At 68.9% G+C, this 14,021-nt stretch carries 17 protein-coding genes and 1 pseudogene; 13 read left to right on the top strand and 5 right to left on the bottom strand.

Features of this window, described 5'->3' with window-relative positions; genetic code table 11:
• Positions 1–62: 62 nt before the first annotated feature.
• Entirely contained in the window at positions 63–623 is a 561-nt protein-coding gene (locus DK254_RS31355) for a GNAT family N-acetyltransferase (RefSeq protein WP_109936955.1), read from the top strand.
• Between the two features lie 15 nt (positions 624–638).
• A complete protein-coding gene (locus tag DK254_RS31360; RefSeq protein WP_109936956.1) occupies positions 639–824 on the top strand; it encodes a hypothetical protein in 186 nt (61 codons plus the stop codon).
• Positions 825–899: 75 nt separating this feature from the next.
• Here the strand turns inward: DK254_RS31360 and DK254_RS31365 are convergent, their stop codons facing one another.
• Complete coding sequence (locus tag DK254_RS31365) at positions 900–1,796, bottom strand: universal stress protein (RefSeq protein ID WP_109936957.1); 897 nt, start codon at positions 1,794–1,796, stop codon at positions 900–902.
• 91 nt (positions 1,797–1,887) lie between these two features.
• Entirely contained in the window at positions 1,888–2,601 is a 714-nt protein-coding gene (locus DK254_RS31370) for a hypothetical protein (RefSeq protein WP_146219668.1), read from the bottom strand.
• A gap of 206 nt (positions 2,602–2,807) precedes the next feature.
• On the opposite strand from DK254_RS31370, the gene DK254_RS31375 reads away from it, so the two are divergent.
• The 4 genes from DK254_RS31375 (at position 2,808) to DK254_RS31390 (ending at position 5,501) form a co-directional block, all read left to right on the top strand.
• The gene (locus DK254_RS31375; RefSeq protein WP_109936959.1) at positions 2,808–3,350 is read left to right on the top strand and encodes an Hsp20/alpha crystallin family protein; all 543 of its coding nucleotides are present in this window, start codon (positions 2,808–2,810) and stop codon (positions 3,348–3,350) included.
• 108 nt (positions 3,351–3,458) lie between these two features.
• A complete protein-coding gene (gene fnr / locus DK254_RS31380) occupies positions 3,459–4,205 on the top strand; it encodes a fumarate/nitrate reduction transcriptional regulator Fnr (RefSeq protein WP_109936960.1) in 747 nt (248 codons plus the stop codon).
• Positions 4,206–4,341: 136 nt separating this feature from the next.
• Positions 4,342–4,806, top strand: coding sequence for a CBS domain-containing protein (locus DK254_RS31385; RefSeq protein ID WP_109936961.1), 465 nt, complete (start codon positions 4,342–4,344; stop codon positions 4,804–4,806).
• A 23-nt stretch (positions 4,807–4,829) separates the two neighbouring features.
• Entirely contained in the window at positions 4,830–5,501 is a 672-nt protein-coding gene (locus tag DK254_RS31390) for a phosphoribosyltransferase (protein WP_109936962.1), read from the top strand.
• A 6-nt stretch (positions 5,502–5,507) separates the two neighbouring features.
• On the opposite strand, the gene DK254_RS31395 is transcribed toward DK254_RS31390, so the two are convergent.
• Positions 5,508–6,077 (bottom strand): phosphoribosyltransferase family protein, encoded by a 570-nt coding sequence (locus DK254_RS31395; protein ID WP_109936963.1) that lies wholly within the window; start codon positions 6,075–6,077, stop codon positions 5,508–5,510.
• A gap of 204 nt (positions 6,078–6,281) precedes the next feature.
• Here DK254_RS31395 and DK254_RS31400 point away from each other — a divergent pair, with 204 nt between their 5' ends.
• From DK254_RS31400 to DK254_RS31410, 3 genes are all read left to right on the top strand, one after another.
• On the top strand, positions 6,282–7,181 hold the full coding sequence (locus DK254_RS31400) for a universal stress protein (protein WP_109936964.1): 900 nt from the start codon (positions 6,282–6,284) through the stop codon (positions 7,179–7,181).
• 48 nt (positions 7,182–7,229) lie between these two features.
• Positions 7,230–7,763: a hypothetical protein gene (locus DK254_RS31405; protein WP_218281470.1), complete on the top strand. Its 534-nt coding sequence runs from the start codon at positions 7,230–7,232 to the stop codon at positions 7,761–7,763.
• 91 nt (positions 7,764–7,854) lie between these two features.
• On the top strand, positions 7,855–8,346 hold the full coding sequence (locus DK254_RS31410; RefSeq protein WP_109936965.1) for a BCAM0308 family protein: 492 nt from the start codon (positions 7,855–7,857) through the stop codon (positions 8,344–8,346).
• Here DK254_RS31410 and DK254_RS35015 read toward each other — a convergent pair.
• Together DK254_RS35015 and DK254_RS31420 are read right to left on the bottom strand one after the other, a co-directional pair.
• Positions 8,337–8,676: pseudogene (locus DK254_RS35015) on the bottom strand (hypothetical protein); the annotation flags it as partial. The gene DK254_RS31410 and the pseudogene DK254_RS35015 overlap by 10 nt on opposite strands.
• Complete coding sequence (locus tag DK254_RS31420; RefSeq protein ID WP_109936966.1) at positions 8,673–8,933, bottom strand: hypothetical protein; 261 nt, start codon at positions 8,931–8,933, stop codon at positions 8,673–8,675. The gene DK254_RS31420 and the pseudogene DK254_RS35015, both read right to left, overlap by 4 nt.
• Before the next feature lie 157 nt (positions 8,934–9,090).
• Between DK254_RS31420 and DK254_RS31425 the strand changes: the two genes are divergently transcribed.
• The 4 genes from DK254_RS31425 (at position 9,091) to DK254_RS31440 (ending at position 13,569) form a co-directional block, all read left to right on the top strand.
• Entirely contained in the window at positions 9,091–9,408 is a 318-nt protein-coding gene (locus DK254_RS31425; RefSeq protein WP_109936967.1) for a DUF2388 domain-containing protein, read from the top strand.
• 107 nt (positions 9,409–9,515) lie between these two features.
• On the top strand, positions 9,516–10,031 hold the full coding sequence (locus DK254_RS31430; protein WP_109936968.1) for a sigma-70 family RNA polymerase sigma factor: 516 nt from the start codon (positions 9,516–9,518) through the stop codon (positions 10,029–10,031).
• Positions 10,028–11,002 carry a FecR domain-containing protein gene (locus DK254_RS31435; RefSeq protein ID WP_109936969.1) on the top strand — a complete coding sequence of 325 codons (975 nt, stop codon included), beginning with the start codon at positions 10,028–10,030 and terminating at the stop codon, positions 11,000–11,002. Before DK254_RS31430 ends, DK254_RS31435 begins: the two co-directional genes overlap by 4 nt.
• A gap of 122 nt (positions 11,003–11,124) precedes the next feature.
• Complete coding sequence (locus DK254_RS31440) at positions 11,125–13,569, top strand: TonB-dependent siderophore receptor (RefSeq protein WP_109937367.1); 2,445 nt, start codon at positions 11,125–11,127, stop codon at positions 13,567–13,569.
• Positions 13,570–14,021 lie beyond the last annotated feature (452 nt).

Genomic DNA, 14,021 nt, shown 5'->3' on the forward strand with positions numbered 1-14,021 from the left:
CCCGCGGCGTACAAGTGACCCGGCGGTTCCTTCCCATGCCGGCGCCACGCCAGGAGGTTTCCATGCCCATCGCCCAGCCTTCACAGCCCACCCAAGCCACCGACGAGCACTGGGTCGAGGCCCTTCCCGACGGCAGCCACGTGCTGATCCGGCCGTTGCGCGCGGAGGACCGCCAGCGCGAGGCGGACTTCATCGCCCGGCTGTCGCCGGAAGCGCGGCACTTCCGCTTCCTCTGCAGCATGCGCGAGGTCAGCCCGGCGCTGCTCGACCAGTTGATGGCGGTGGACTTCCACGACAGCGTCGCCTACGTCGCCCTGGTGCACCAGGATGGCGAGCTGGTGGAGGTGGGCGTCAGCCGCTACGCCCGCGGCGCCGACGCCGGCCAGTGCGAGTGCGCGGTGACGGTGGCCGACGACTGGCGGCACCGCGGCCTGGCGGCGGCCCTGATGCGCCACCTGATCGAGACCGCCCGGCGCAACGGCATGACGCAGATGTACTCGATCGATTCAGCGGCCAACGCCCCGATGCACGAGCTGGTGCGCTTCCTCGGCTTCAGCAGCCATCAGGACCCGGACGACCCGACGCAGACGATCCACACCCTGCAACTGCAGCCGGCGACCTGAGGCGGGGAGGCAGCCATGCACATCCAACTGCTGTGCACCAGCGACGGGCGCTGCTATGTCCAGCTCGACCAGATCCGCGTGCCTTTCCAGGGCGCGGAGCAGGCCCGGGATTACCTGGCGTGCCTGCAGCAGCGCATCGCCGCGCCCCACGTGCTGGCCGAGGCGCAACGCCGCGACGCCGAGAAGCGCCAGGCCGGCTGAGCCTGCCCGCGGCCCACGGGCACTGTGCCCTGGGCCCTCCCGGCCGCCCACGCGGGGCGGCCGTGCGCCTGGCATTCAGGGGCGTATCGCCAGGATGCTGGAGTGCACCCGGTACAGCGCCTGCTCGGTGGTGCTGCCGACGATCTTCGCCAGCCCGGCGTGGTAGAGGGTGCCCATGACCACGACGTCGATCCGGTAGTCGTCGGCGAACTCGGCGATGACCCGGTTGGCCGCGCCCTTGATCAGGTGCAGGCACTTCTGCTCGATGCCGAAGCGCTCGCCCAGGCGCTGCATGCGCTCGGTGGCGCGGCCGCTCATCTGTTCCTGGATCTCGCTGGTCCAGGCCACCGGCCCCACGGCATAGGCGAGGAAGCTGCTGCTCAGGTCGTAGGCCTGCAGCAGGTGCAGCTCGGCATCGCATTGCCGCGCCAGCTGCTGGGCCGACTCGACGATGCGCGCGTTCAACTCGTCGACCCGGGTGTCGTCCTGGGACAGGTCCAGCGCCGCCGCCACCTTGCGCGGCAGCGGATGCTCGGCGTGGCTCACCAGGTGCAGCGGCACCGGGCACTGGCGCAACAGTTGCCAGTCCAGCGGCGTCATCAGTGCCCGGCTGACGGCCGTTTCGTAGTGCACGTCCTTGACCAGCAGGTCGAAACCGCGCTCGCGCACCAGGCGCAGGATTTCCTGCAGCGGGTCGTCGCTCCAGATCGCCTCGGCGCTGGCCTCGATGCCGCGGCCGCGCAGCAACGCCACCTGGTCGTCGAGCCAGCCCTGGTGGTGCTCCTGGATCGTCCGCCGGGCGCGTTGCTGCAGTTCGTAGTCGAGGGTGTTCAGGGCTGGCGCCAGGCTGTCCGGCATCAGCATGTGCAGGCTGGCGCCGGCGGAGCCGGCCAGGGCCTGGGCGCGGGCCATGGCGGCGGAATAGTGCAGGTGGGTGTCGCAGATCAGGAGCAGGCGCGAATAGGCGTTCATGGCAGTCTCCGCAGCGGCGCCCACGCCTACCGGGCGCGGGCTGGGTGGGTGTGAGCCTGGGCCGGGGCCGGCAGGGGCACTTTGATGCGCATCAAGAACGGTGGTGGAGAGGGGCCGGCAGCCGGTCGAAACGGACCACCGGCCCTTCCGCGGGCGCCTGCCCCGGGGGGAGCGACGGCAGGCGCTCGCTGCGCAGCCAGACGCGCGTTGCCGGTACCCCGCTGCGCAGGCAGGCCTGTGCCGCGCTGCGGCCGAGAAAGTCGGAGGTGGCGCAGAACACCACGTCGGGCAGCCGCTCCAGCAACTGTCGGTGCAGGCGCTCCAACAGGCAGGCCCCGTGCACCTTTTCGTCGAGCAGGCCCAGGGAGTGCAAAGAGCGGCGGCACTCCGGGGGCAGGCCTGCCAGGCTGGCCGCATCCGCGATCAGGTCCAGGTGCAGCCCGGGCATCCAGCAGGCCAGCTCGTCGATCGCCGCGACTACCGACAGCAGGCCGCTGCCGCTGGCCAGCACCAGCACCTTGCCAGCGCGCAGGGGGAGGGGCCAGCCGATGCCCAGCGGGCCCTGGTAGTCCAGCCAGCCCTCGGTGGCGGTGAACCGGCCGGGATGGCTGGCGCTGACGATGAAAGGTCCGTGGTGCTCCGGCAGGCTGATGTAGCTGTACGGCTGCAGCGTCCCGCCATGGGGGCCGAGCAGGCAGTACTGGCCGGGAATGACGGCGCTGCCTTCGTCATCCTCAAGCGCCAGGCGCAGGCATTGCCCCGTGCCCGGCACGCAAAGCACCTCCAGTAGCCGTACCCGTTCCATTGCGCGCCCCCTTGCCGAGGTCGATGACGCGTGGCTTCCCGGTCCAGGCTAGGCGTCGCGGGCCGCGCCGCCTTGACCGCCATCAAGTTCTGCGCCGCGGGGGCCGCGGCCGGCGTTTTGACCGGGATCAAGGACAGCGCCCGCGGCAGTCGCAGAATCGATTCGCCCCATTTCCGAGGCGTTTTCATCTTGCGGAGGAATTCCCCATGTCCGACCCCGCCAAGCAAGTCCCCATCACGCCGTCCGCCAACCAGCCCGCCAAGGCGCCAGCCCCCGCTGCCGGGCCCTTCGACACCCTGCGACGGCAGATCGACAGCCTGTTCGACGACTTCGGCCGCACGCCGCTGCGCCTGCCCTTCGGCCACAGCGCCTTCGACGTGGAGCCGTTCTGGCGGCGCGAGCCCTTCGCCCGCGGCCTGCCCGCGGTGGACGTCAGCGAGCAGGCCGAGGAATACCGCATCAGCGCCGAGCTGCCCGGCATGGATGAGAAGGACATCGAGGTCAAGCTGGCCAATGGCAACCTGGTCATCAAGGGCGAGAAGAAGGAAGAGAAGGACGAGCAGCGCAAGGAATACCACTTGTCGGAACGCCACTACGGCAGTTTCGAGCGGGTGTTCCGGCTGCCCAGGGAGGTCGACCCCGAGAAGGTCCACGCGCAGTTCGCCAAGGGCGTGCTGCAGGTGCACCTGCCCAAGCGCGCCGAGGCGGTCCATCCGGAGAAAATCATCCCGGTGAAGGCCAACGATTGACGCATCCGGGCGCGCCTGGCGGCAGGCGCGCCCCTTCGTCGAGGGGCGAAGCGCGGCATGGCGAAACGGCTATAGTGGGAAAATCCCCTTCCTGTCGGAGGTCCCGCCATGTCCGACGCTCATCGCTCCACGCCGCACCTGCAGGTCAATTGCCAGGCGTGCTCGTTGAGCCGTCTGTGCCTGCCGGCCAGCCTCAGCGACGGCGAAGTCGAAGAACTGGACCGCATCGTCCGGCGCAGCCGCCCGCTGCAGAAGGGCGAGTACCTGTTCCGCGCCGACGAGCCGATGCAGCACGTGTTCGCCGTGCGTTCCGGGGCGCTGAAGAGCTACCTGCTCGACGCCAACGGCGGCGAACAGGTGACCGGCTTCGTGCTGCCCGGCGAGATGCTGGGGCTGGATGCCATCGGCTCGCCGCGTTTTCCGGGCTATGCGGTGGCGCTGGAGGTTTCCCTGGTGTGCAGCATCGGCCTGGAACAGCTGGAGGACCTTTCCGGGCGCATCCCCGGCCTGCGCCACCAACTGCTGCATATCCTCAGCCAGAGCATCCAGGGCGAGCACGCGCACATCCGCTGCAGCCGCGAGCGCGCCGAACAGCGCCTGGCCGGCTTCCTCCTCGGCCTGTCGGCCCGCTACCACCAGCGCGGCCTGTCGCAGGAGCGCTTCACCCTGCCGATGAGCCGCGGCGACATCGGCAACTACCTGGACCTCACCATGGAGACGGTCAGCCGGCTGTTCACCCGTTTCGTCCAGACCGGCCTGATCGAATGCCACGGCCGCGAGGTGCGCCTGCTGGATCGCCAGGGCCTGTGCCGGATGAGCGGCCTGGAAACGCAGCAGGAACGCGCATCGCGCTGACCGGGCCGTTCATCCGCTGGCCGGGGCGCGGGGGCCGGGGGCGGCGCCAATCTGATCGAGATCAAGGTGGGCCCGTTGCGCCGCGCCCATGGTGCAAGGCAAGCGAATGTCCGCTTGCCCGCAGAGGAGACGCACCATGGCCATCGGCGAATACTGCAACCGCGACGTCGTCATCGCGGCGCCCACCGTATCCATCCTGACCGCCGCCCAGTTGATGAGCCAGTACCACGTCGGCGACCTGGTGCTCGCCGAGCAGGTCGAGCGCGAGCGCTACCGGCCCGTGGGCATCATCACCGACCGCGACATCGTGCTGGAGGTCGTCGCCAACAACGAACCGGAGCCGGGCAGCATCCAGGCCGGCGACATCCAGTTGCGCAACCTGATCACCGTGAAGGAAAGCGACGACCTGTTCGATGTCATCACCCGCATGCGCCAGGCCGGCGTACGGCGGATGCCGGTGGTCGACGACGAGGGGATGCTGGTGGGGATCGTCTCGGCGGACGACCTGCTCGGCGTGCTGGCCGACAACCTGCGCGACCTCTCGCGGCTGGTGGGGTTCCAGAACCTGCGCGAAGAGGGCGAGCGCGAAGAGGATTACTAGGCCCCCTGGGTCAGGTGGCTGCCATGAGTGACGCAAGACTTCCCTTCGTCGACCGCGCCGATGCCGGCCGGGCCCTGGCGCGGCTGCTGCAGGCCCGCCGGGGCGACCCCGGGGTGATAGTGCTGGCCCTGCCGCGTGGTGGGGTGCCAGTCGGCTATGAGGTGGCCAATGAACTGGATGTGGCCCTGGACCTGCTGATCGTGCGCAAGCTCGGCGTGCCTTCGTACCCGGAACTGGCCATGGGCGCCATCGCCAGCGGTGGCGTGCGGGTGCTGAATGAGGACGTGCTGCGGACATATGGCGTCGACGCGCGTGCCCTGGAGGCGGTGGAGCACCGGGAAAGCGCCGAGCTGCACAGGCGCGAGCGCGCCTACCGCGGGCAGCGGCCCGTGCCGCAACTGCGTGGCCGGCAGGTGATATTGGTCGACGACGGCCTGGCCACGGGCGCCACCATGCTGTCCGCCGTGCGGGCGGTACGCCGCCAGGCGCCCGCGGGCATAGTCGTCGCCGTTCCCGTGGCGCCGGCGGAGGTGCTGGCGGAGCTGCGCGACGAGGTCGACGAGGTGGTCTGCCCGTTCACCCCGGAGCCGTTCAGCGCCATCGGCCGCTGGTACCTGGACTTCTCCCAGACCAGCGACGCCGAGGTGGTCGACCTGCTGCAGCGGGCCTGGCAGCGGGAGGCGGGCGGAGCCTAGCGTCCGTCAGGTGCGGCGCCGGCCATGGCGGAGCACGTCGATGCGCAGCTCCGCCTCGTAGGGCGGCACGTTGCATTCGACGATGTCGTCCGGCGCCACCTGCAGATGCACCCCCACCACGTCGGCATGCACCGGCTGGCGGCTCACGCAGCGGTCGACCAGCACGGCGGCCAGGACGTGGCGCGCGCCGAGTTGCGCAAGGTACGCGCAGGCGCGCAGCAGCGAGTGCCCCTCGTAGAGCACGTCGTCCACGACCAGCAGCGTGGTGCGGCCGAGGTCCATGCCGGCCAGTTGCGGGTTTTCCGTGAGCGCCGTCTCCGGGTGCAGCAGGCTCAGGTCGTCGGCGTAGCGTTTCACCTTCAGGGCGTGGACGGGCAGCGGCGTGTGCCCGCAGTGCTGCACCAGGTGTTCCTGCAGCCGCCGCGCCAGGGGTTCGCCACGCCGCAGGATGCCGACCAGGGCGCTGTCGCCCGGGGGCAGCAGCGGGGCGGCCCTGCGCGCCATTTCCAGGAGCACCGCATCCAGCTCCCGGGCGTCGTACAGGGTCAGGCGTTGCGCATCGTTCGGGTTCGCCATGGGGCCTCCGGGCAATAGTGGGGCAGGGCCCATGGGCTGGGGCTGCCATGGCATCTACCATCCCGCGTCGGACGATGGACGAATTTGATCCAACGCAAATCCTGCGCCTGCCGGGCGCCGGAAACTCGTTGGTGGCGCTTCCATCGAGCCGGAAGCGGTTGCCCCTGCCTTCCGGCGCGCGGCCGGACAATCACGAGGTGCGATATGAGTCAGCTACGCAAGCTCCTGTTCGTGACCCATCCCGAGCAACATCATTCTCCCGGCCTGCAGCGCGCGCTCGCCCTGGCATCGGCCTGCGACGCGGCCCTTCACGTGCTCGTCTACGTGGAGCCCTTCGCGACCTTCCTGCTGGACCGCAAGGTCATGGAGCAGGCACGCGAAAGCATGCTGCAGGCCCAGCGCCAAGCCTGGGAAAGCGAATGCGCGGCCCAGCGGGGGCGGGGGCTGGAGGTCACGGCCTCGGTCGTGGCAGCGGGCAACCTGCGCGAGGAGATGCTCCAGGACATCCGCGAGATGCAGCCGGACATGGTGATCAAGGACGTGCGGCACGAGCCAGCGCTCAAGCGTTCCTTCGTCACCCCCCTGGACTGGCACCTGCTGCGGGAGTGCCCGGCGCCGCTGCTGCTGGTCAACGACATCCGCCAGCCCCTGCCGCGCCGGATAGTCGCGGCGGTCGACCCGTCCGACCCGCAGACCCAGCTCAGCGACATCAACGACAGGGTCATCTCGGCCGCCAATGGCCTGGCCCTGCAATGCAACGCGGAGCTGCACCTGCTGTTCATCTACGACTGCATGCCGGCCTACATGGCCAATGGCGGCGAGGGCGGCGTGGCCTGGGTCGACCTGGTCGAAGAGATGCGCGGCGCGCTGCACAAGCCCTTCCTCGCCCTGGCGGACCAGTACGGCGTCCCCGAGGAGCGCCGCCACTTCCTGATGGGCACGGCGGTGCGCGGCATCGCGAACTTCGTCGAGCAAAACGCCATCGACGTGACCGTGATGGGCCGCATCCACCGCCGGGCCGTGGACCGGCTGATCGGCAGCACCACCGAACACCTGATCGAGCACGTCGAGGGCAGCGTGCTGGCCGTGCGCCCGGGCGAATGATCCCGCGCCGAACCTGTCGGCCAACCCATCGTTCACTGGAGAGGCAGCATGAACAGAATCGCACTGACAGTGGCCACGGTCCTGCTGGCAAGCATGCCCTTGGCATCGGTCTTGGGGGCCCAGGCCGCCGTCGGCAACAGCCAGGGCCCGGCCGCGCAACCTACGGAAAAGTCGCCGGATAGCAGCGGGTTCGACGAGCAGTTGGACAAGATCCGGCAACAGATGAACGCCATGCAGGAACAGATGCAGAAGATCCAGCGAACCCAGGACCCGCAGCAAAGGCAGCAGTTGCTGGACGAGCATTGGCGCAACATGCGCGACACCATGGCGGCGATGCACGACCTGTGGGGTGGCATGCCCCATGGGGGCATGGGCGGTGGGGCGATGGGCATGGGCCCGGGCATGATGGGCGGCAACGGCGGCTGGAAGCACATGCGTGGGTACTACGCGCACCTCACGCCCGAGCAGATGCGCCACCACCAGTACCGGATGGACCAGTACCTGGAGATGCAGCAGCAGATGATGGACCAGATGATGTGGCAGCAGCATTTCCGCAGCGGCGTGCCGGCGCAGAAGCCCTAGCCGGCCTCGGTCATCCGCCAGGGGGCCTGAATGCGCCGGCATGGAAAGGCGCGGCGTACCTTCGACAGTTTCACGCAGCAGGTGAGCGAAGATGGACAAGTACCAGCAAAGCCACAAAGACAAGCTGTTCAAGCCGGACCGGCCCGATGCCTATGCCGAGGCCCATCGCCCCCGCGGCCTCGCGCAATGCCCGCGCTGCGGCGCCAAGTACCATGCGGGGCAGTGGACCTGGCACCTCGACCTGCCTGCGCAGTCGGTCGAGGCTTTCGTCTGCCCGGCATGCCGCCGCGTGGACGACCAGGCCCCGGCGGGGCAGGTGCGGGTATCCGGCAACTTCCTGAAGGCCCATGAAGACGAGATCATCCGCCTTATGCGCAACGAAGAGGAGCGGGCGAAGCACGACCACGCCCTCGAGCGGTTGATCACCATCGTCAGGGACGGCGAGGAACTGCTGGCCACCACCACCGGCACTCACCTGGCCAACCGCATCGGGCATGCCCTGGAAGCCGCCTACGATGGGCAAAGCAGCTATCGCCACAGTGATAGCGAGTACTACCTGAGCGTCGACTGGCACCGGGATTGACTGCCGACCGCCCTGAGATAATCGTCCTTGCCCGTTGCGGACCAGTCGATCGCGAACCCGGAGCGGTAGCAGAGCTCCATGAAGGTGCGGAACGAGTTCGTTCCGATCCTGGCCAGCCCACGGATAGAAACCGCCAAACAGGATCTTGTGAACCTCGAGGACGGCCCGGTAGTCGAGTGGCTTCTTCTGGGCCAGGTACGAAAAGGCCTCGTCGATACTCAGCTCGAAGATGAAGTGCTCGGACTCCTTGACTTCGACTGGGTCCTTGAGGCCTTGAAGATTCCGCAGATAGCCGGCGGTTTCGAAATCGCCGAAAGGGTCGAAACTCATGCACTGAGTTTCTTTTTCGAGCCCCTCTTTTCCTGGAGGTAGCGCCCCTGGAGGGCAAGCGTTTCCGTCTTGCTCAGAATGCCTTTCTTCTTCAGGTTGACGAGCAACTGCTCAACGCTGTCCAGTTCGACCACGTCGCCGGCCAGACGGGTGATGGTCATCGCCATGCGGCTCATTTCGTCGCGCTCTGCGGTGACCTCGTGAGCCTTGGCAAGCTTGCGGACCTGGCTGGCGACACTGGTGGCGGCTTTGCTCATAAACCCTCCATTCATTTTCGCAACATAGCATCAAAGCCTGCCCGGCCCGCGCCGGTGCTGTCGATCAGCGTGAGGCCAGGAGAATCTGGGGGCGCCTATGGCCGCCAACGCCAGGGCAGGGTAAAAGGAGCGGTCGCCCGCTGCCGGAACCCCCACTTTGAAACGCGCAAGCCCATTGCTGATCGCCACGCTCCTGGCCGCTGCCGGCCAGGCGGGGGCCATGGACGGAAAAGGCAACTCGTCCGACCACTTCACCATCGCCACCAGCCTGGGCACCGCGGCGGCCAGCGAGTCCACCAGCCAGCCGCTGCGGACCTACCGGGCCGCCCGCGACGACGCGCTGGCCTACGTCGCCTCCGCCGGGCGCATCCATGGCGCGCAACTGGAACAGGCGCTGCGCTTCTACCGGCAGGCGCATCCGCGCTCCGGCCTGAGCGACATGCAACTGGCCCGGGCCATCGCCAGCCTGGGGTGAGCCACGGGGCCGGCGAGGTCCGCATTGTGAAAATGCACGGCATTGAAATAAAATGAGACGCTTTCTCATTTTCACCCTTTCGGCGGTCCCGCCAAGGATGCCCGCGCATGTTTCCCGCTTCGTCCCACGCTTCGCCGGCAGCCGCGCTGGAGCGCCTCTACGGCGACCATCACGGCTGGCTGTTCGGCTGGTTGCGCCAGCGCCTGGGCAATGCCCCGGATGCGGCGGACATCGCCCATGACACCTACCTGCGCATCCTCACCTCCGGGCGCACGCCGCCGCCGGACGATTCGCGGCGCTACCTGGTGCAGGTGGCCAAGGGCCTGGTCATCGACCTGTGGCGCCGCCAGGACGTGGAGCGCGCCTACCGCGAGGCCATCGCGCACCTGCCCGAGGCGCAGGTGCCGGCGCCGGAAACCCACTGGCTGATCGTCGAGTCGCTGCTGCGCATCGACGCGATGCTGGACGGGCTGCCGCGCCAGACGCGGGAGGTGTTCCTGCTGGCGCAGTTCCACGAACTCACCCTGCAGCAGATCGCCGAGCGCACCGGCATGGCGCTGATCACCGTGCGCCGGCACATCCACAAGGCGCTGGTGGCCTGCATGGCGGCCTGCGACCCATGAGCCGCGGGGATGCCCGGGCCGCGCCCGCGGCCAGGCTGCTGGAAGAGGCGGCCGAGTGGATCATGACGCTGCGCTTCGACGCCCCCGGCGAGGCGCAGTGGCAGGCCTTCGAGCGTTGGCGCGGGCAGAGCGAAGCGCACCGCGAGGCCTGGGCGCGTGCCGAGCGGGTGTTCGGCACCTTCGACGCGGTGCCCACGGAACTGGGCCGCCAGGCGCTGCATGGCCTGGAGGGGCTCAAGGGCCTGAGCCGGCGCCGCGCGCTGCGTCTGCTGGGCGCGCTGCTGATGGCCGCGCCGGCCGGCTGGCTGGTGGCGCGCAGCGCCCCCTGGGACGGCTGGCTGGCCGATGCCAGCACCGGCACCGGTGAACGCAGGGCACTGACGCTGGCCGACGGCAGCCAGGTGGTGCTCAACACGGCATCGGGGCTGGACGTTCGTTTTGACGCCACGGCGCGCCGCCTGCGCCTGCGCAATGGCGAGGTGCTGGTGACCACCCACGCCGACCCGGTGGCGCCGCGCCGGCCGTTCCTGGTCGATGCCCGGCAGGGCGTGGTCGAGGCGCTGGGCACGCGTTTCAGCGTGCGCCAGCTGGGCGAGCAGTGCCAGGTGGCGGTGTTCGAGCACCAGGTGGAGATTCGCCCGCATGCCGGCGCCGTGCTGCGCCTGGCCGCCGGCCAGCAGGCCTGGTTCGACGCCCGCGGCGTGCTGCGCACCGCGGCGGTGGACGACAGCGCCGCGCTCTGGGAGCAGGGCATGCTGGTGGCCCGCGACCAGCCGCTGGCGGAGGTGCTGGCGGAGCTGGGGCGCTATCGCCACGGTCTGCTGCGTTGCGACCCGGAGGTGGCCGGGTTGCGTGTCTCCGGCGCGCTGTCGGTGGCGGACACCGACCAGGCGCTGAACGCCTTGGAGCTGACGCTGCCGGTGCGGGTGTCGCGCCTGAGCCGCTACTGGGTGACGGTTTCCGCCCGCTAGCGAAAAAAATTTCACGTCCCCCTGAGCACTTTTTCCGTCTCGTCCGGGAAAGAGGCTGAACACGCCTCGTGGGGAGGGGTGGGCAGCCCGCGCGACGCGCGGCTTGAAGGATGGCAATGAGCATGGCTTCGAAGCACCGACGGCATTCCGGCACTGGTCGAATCACCCACCTGGCCCTGGCGGCGGCGATCCATGGCGCGGCCCTGGGTTGCGCCGGCCTGGCCCTGGCCCCGTCCGTGGCCATGGCCGCCGAGGACGCGCGCGACTACGCCATCGGCGCCGGCGCGCTGAGTGACGTGCTGGCCCGTTTCGCCGCGCGCGCCGGGGTGCAACTGGTGTTCGACCCGGCGAAGCTGGCCGGGCGCAGCAGCCCGGGCCTGCAGGGCCGCTACACGGTCGACGAAGGCTTCCAGCGCCTGCTGCGCGGCAGCGGCCTGCAACCGGTGCAGCGCGGCGCGGGCATCTACGCGCTGGAGGATTCCGGCACCGCGCTGCAGATGCCGGCCGAAACCGTGCTCGGCAAGGGCCGAGACACCCTGGCCATGCCCGAGACGGTGATCCAGGCGAGCGCCGGCGCTGCCGGCACCCCGGGCGGCTACCAGCAACTGAGCGACAGCAGCACCACGCGCCTGGGCCTGACGCCGCGGGAAACGCCCCAGGGCGTCACCACGCTGTCGCGCCAGCAACTGGACGACTTCAACATGAACAGCGTGAAGGATGCGCTGCGCAGCGCGCCCTCGGTGACGGTCGAGCAGTACGAGACCGACCGCACCAACTTCACCTCCCGCGGCTTCGACATCAACAACTTCGAGTACGACGGCATCGGCTCGCCGTTCAGCGCCGGCCTGCTCAGCGGCGACCTGGACCTGGCCGAGTACGAGCAGGTCGACATCCTCCACGGCGCCAACGGCCTGATGAGCGGCACCGGCAACCCCTCGGCCACCGTCAACTTCATCCGCAAGCGCCCGACCTACACGCCGCAGGCCCAGGTGAAGCTCTCGGTGGGCTCCTGGGGCACCCGCCGCGTCGACCTCGACGCCGCCGGCCCTCTCACCGACTCGGGCAACGTGCGCGGCCGCTTCATCTACGCCAACGAAACCGGCAATTCCTACCTGGACCGCTACTCCCACGAGAAGAACGTGCTCAGCGGCATGCTGGCCTTCGACCTCTCGGCGGCGGACACCCTCACCGTCGGCTTCTCGGACAACAAGAGTAATTCCAACGGCAGCAGCTGGGGCGCGCTGCCGCTGACCGACTACGCCGGCAACCTGATCCACTACAGCCGCCGCGGCGCCAACATCGGCCAGGACTGGACCTACTGGGACGTGCACACCCAGCGCGCCTTCGTCGAGCTGGCCCACGACTTCGGCGCCGGCTGGAAGGGCAAGCTCAACGTCACCGGCGTGGACCAGAGCCAGCAGGCGAACATGTACTACCTGATGGCCAACGACGCCGACACGCCCTGGCTGGCCGACCCCAGCCACAGCCACTCCGGCGAGAAGCAGCTGCTGGGCGAGGCCCAGCTGAGCGGCCCGTTCAGCCTCGGCGGGCGCCAGCACGACCTGACACTGGGCGTGGATTACGGCCGCTCGCGGCACAGCGACCGTGGCTATTACAACAACGAAGACGAGTTCATGGACGCCGACCTGGGCCAGACCCTGGGCGGCGCCGTACCCAGGCCGAGCCTGACCTACACCAACGACACCATCGAGATGGCGCGCTTCACCGACCGGCAGAAGAGCGTCTACGCCGGCACCCGCCTGAACCTCACCGACCGGCTGCACTGGATCCTCGGCGCGCGCATGCTCAGCGTCGACAGCGATGGCACCGACTACGGCAGCGCCCGCGACGTGCGCATCCATGGCGAGGTGACGCCCTACACCGGCGTGGTCTACGACCTGAACGAGCAGTACTCGCTGTACGCCAGCTACACCAAGATCTTCAACCCGCAGTACGTGATGGACGCCCAGGGCAAGGTGCTCGACCCGCTGGAAGGCAAGAGCTACGAGGCCGGCATCAAGGGCAGCCTGCTGGACGACCAGCTGAGCCTGTCGGCCGCGCTGTTCAAGACCGACCAGCGCAACGTCGCCGAAGCCACCGACCAGAGCCTGCCCGGCGGCGAGACCATCTACAACGGCGAGGACTTCAAGAGCCACGGCGTGGAACTGGAAGCCAGCGGCCAACTGGCCCCCGGCCTGCAACTGCAGGGCGGCTACACCTACGTGCACATCGAGGACCCGGACGGCCACAAGGCGCGCCAGTACGTGCCCAGCCACAGCCTGCGCAGCAGCCTGACCTACCAGCTGCCGGGCCTGCCCCGGGCCAAGGTCGGCACCCGCGTGGCCTGGCAGAGCGCCATCCAGCTCGACGACGACAGCCGCGTGCGGCAGAACGCCTACGCCCTGGTGGACCTGATGGCCAGCTACGACATCGACAAGCACTGGAGCACGTCGCTGAACCTGAACAACGTCACCGACCGCAAGTACCTGATGAGCCTGTACAGCGGGGGTTCCGGCTTCTACGGCCCGTCGCGCAACGTGACGGCTTCGCTGAGCTACAACTTCTGAGGAGCCGTAGGGCCAGGTACCTCACGAAAACCTGTAGGAGCGGGCCCTGCCCGCGAAATCGCGCGCAGGGCGCGCTCCTACATGGGCACGGAGTGGTGGGGCAGCGTAGGAGCGGATCTTATCCGCGAATCGCGCCTGAACCTCCGGCTATCGCGGACAAGGTCCGCTCCTGCGGGGGATGCTGTGCGTCATGGCGGACCCTGCCCGCGAAATCGCGCGCAGGGCGCGCTCCTACATGGGCACGGTGTGGTGGGGCAGCGTAGGAGCGGATCTTATCCGCGAATCGCGCCTGAACCTCCGGCTATCGCGGACAAGGTCCGCTCCTACGGGGGATGCCATGCGTCATGGCGGATTGTAGGAGCAACTGTCTTGCAGCCTGCGCCGAGATGCTCTTCGTAGGAGCGAGCTTGCTCGCGAACAAACGCGGTGCCATGCGGTTCGCGAGCAAGCTC

The organism is Pseudomonas sp. RW407 (assembly GCF_003176655.1).
In the GTDB taxonomy this organism is placed as follows: Bacteria; Pseudomonadota; Gammaproteobacteria; order Pseudomonadales; family Pseudomonadaceae; genus Pseudomonas; species Pseudomonas delhiensis.

What these genes read in the sequence shown, in the direction of transcription:
- DK254_RS31355 (WP_109936955.1), top strand. Translation starts at nt 63, where the DNA reads ATGCCCATCGCCCAGCCTTCACAGCCCACCCAAGCCACCGACGAGCAC.
- DK254_RS31360 (WP_109936956.1), top strand. Translation starts at nt 639, where the DNA reads ATGCACATCCAACTGCTGTGCACCAGCGACGGGCGCTGCTATGTCCAG.
- DK254_RS31365 (WP_109936957.1), bottom strand. Translation starts at nt 1,796, where the DNA reads ATGAACGCCTATTCGCGCCTGCTCCTGATCTGCGACACCCACCTGCAC.
- DK254_RS31370 (WP_146219668.1), bottom strand. Translation starts at nt 2,601, where the DNA reads ATGGAACGGGTACGGCTACTGGAGGTGCTTTGCGTGCCGGGCACGGGG.
- DK254_RS31375 (WP_109936959.1), top strand. Translation starts at nt 2,808, where the DNA reads ATGTCCGACCCCGCCAAGCAAGTCCCCATCACGCCGTCCGCCAACCAG.
- fnr (WP_109936960.1), top strand. Translation starts at nt 3,459, where the DNA reads ATGTCCGACGCTCATCGCTCCACGCCGCACCTGCAGGTCAATTGCCAG.
- DK254_RS31385 (WP_109936961.1), top strand. Translation starts at nt 4,342, where the DNA reads ATGGCCATCGGCGAATACTGCAACCGCGACGTCGTCATCGCGGCGCCC.
- DK254_RS31390 (WP_109936962.1), top strand. Translation starts at nt 4,830, where the DNA reads ATGAGTGACGCAAGACTTCCCTTCGTCGACCGCGCCGATGCCGGCCGG.
- DK254_RS31395 (WP_109936963.1), bottom strand. Translation starts at nt 6,077, where the DNA reads ATGGCGAACCCGAACGATGCGCAACGCCTGACCCTGTACGACGCCCGG.
- DK254_RS31400 (WP_109936964.1), top strand. Translation starts at nt 6,282, where the DNA reads ATGAGTCAGCTACGCAAGCTCCTGTTCGTGACCCATCCCGAGCAACAT.
- DK254_RS31405 (WP_218281470.1), top strand. Translation starts at nt 7,230, where the DNA reads ATGAACAGAATCGCACTGACAGTGGCCACGGTCCTGCTGGCAAGCATG.
- DK254_RS31410 (WP_109936965.1), top strand. Translation starts at nt 7,855, where the DNA reads ATGGACAAGTACCAGCAAAGCCACAAAGACAAGCTGTTCAAGCCGGAC.
- DK254_RS31420 (WP_109936966.1), bottom strand. Translation starts at nt 8,933, where the DNA reads ATGAGCAAAGCCGCCACCAGTGTCGCCAGCCAGGTCCGCAAGCTTGCC.
- DK254_RS31430 (WP_109936968.1), top strand. Translation starts at nt 9,516, where the DNA reads ATGTTTCCCGCTTCGTCCCACGCTTCGCCGGCAGCCGCGCTGGAGCGC.
- DK254_RS31435 (WP_109936969.1), top strand. Translation starts at nt 10,028, where the DNA reads ATGAGCCGCGGGGATGCCCGGGCCGCGCCCGCGGCCAGGCTGCTGGAA.
- DK254_RS31440 (WP_109937367.1), top strand. Translation starts at nt 11,125, where the DNA reads ATGGCTTCGAAGCACCGACGGCATTCCGGCACTGGTCGAATCACCCAC.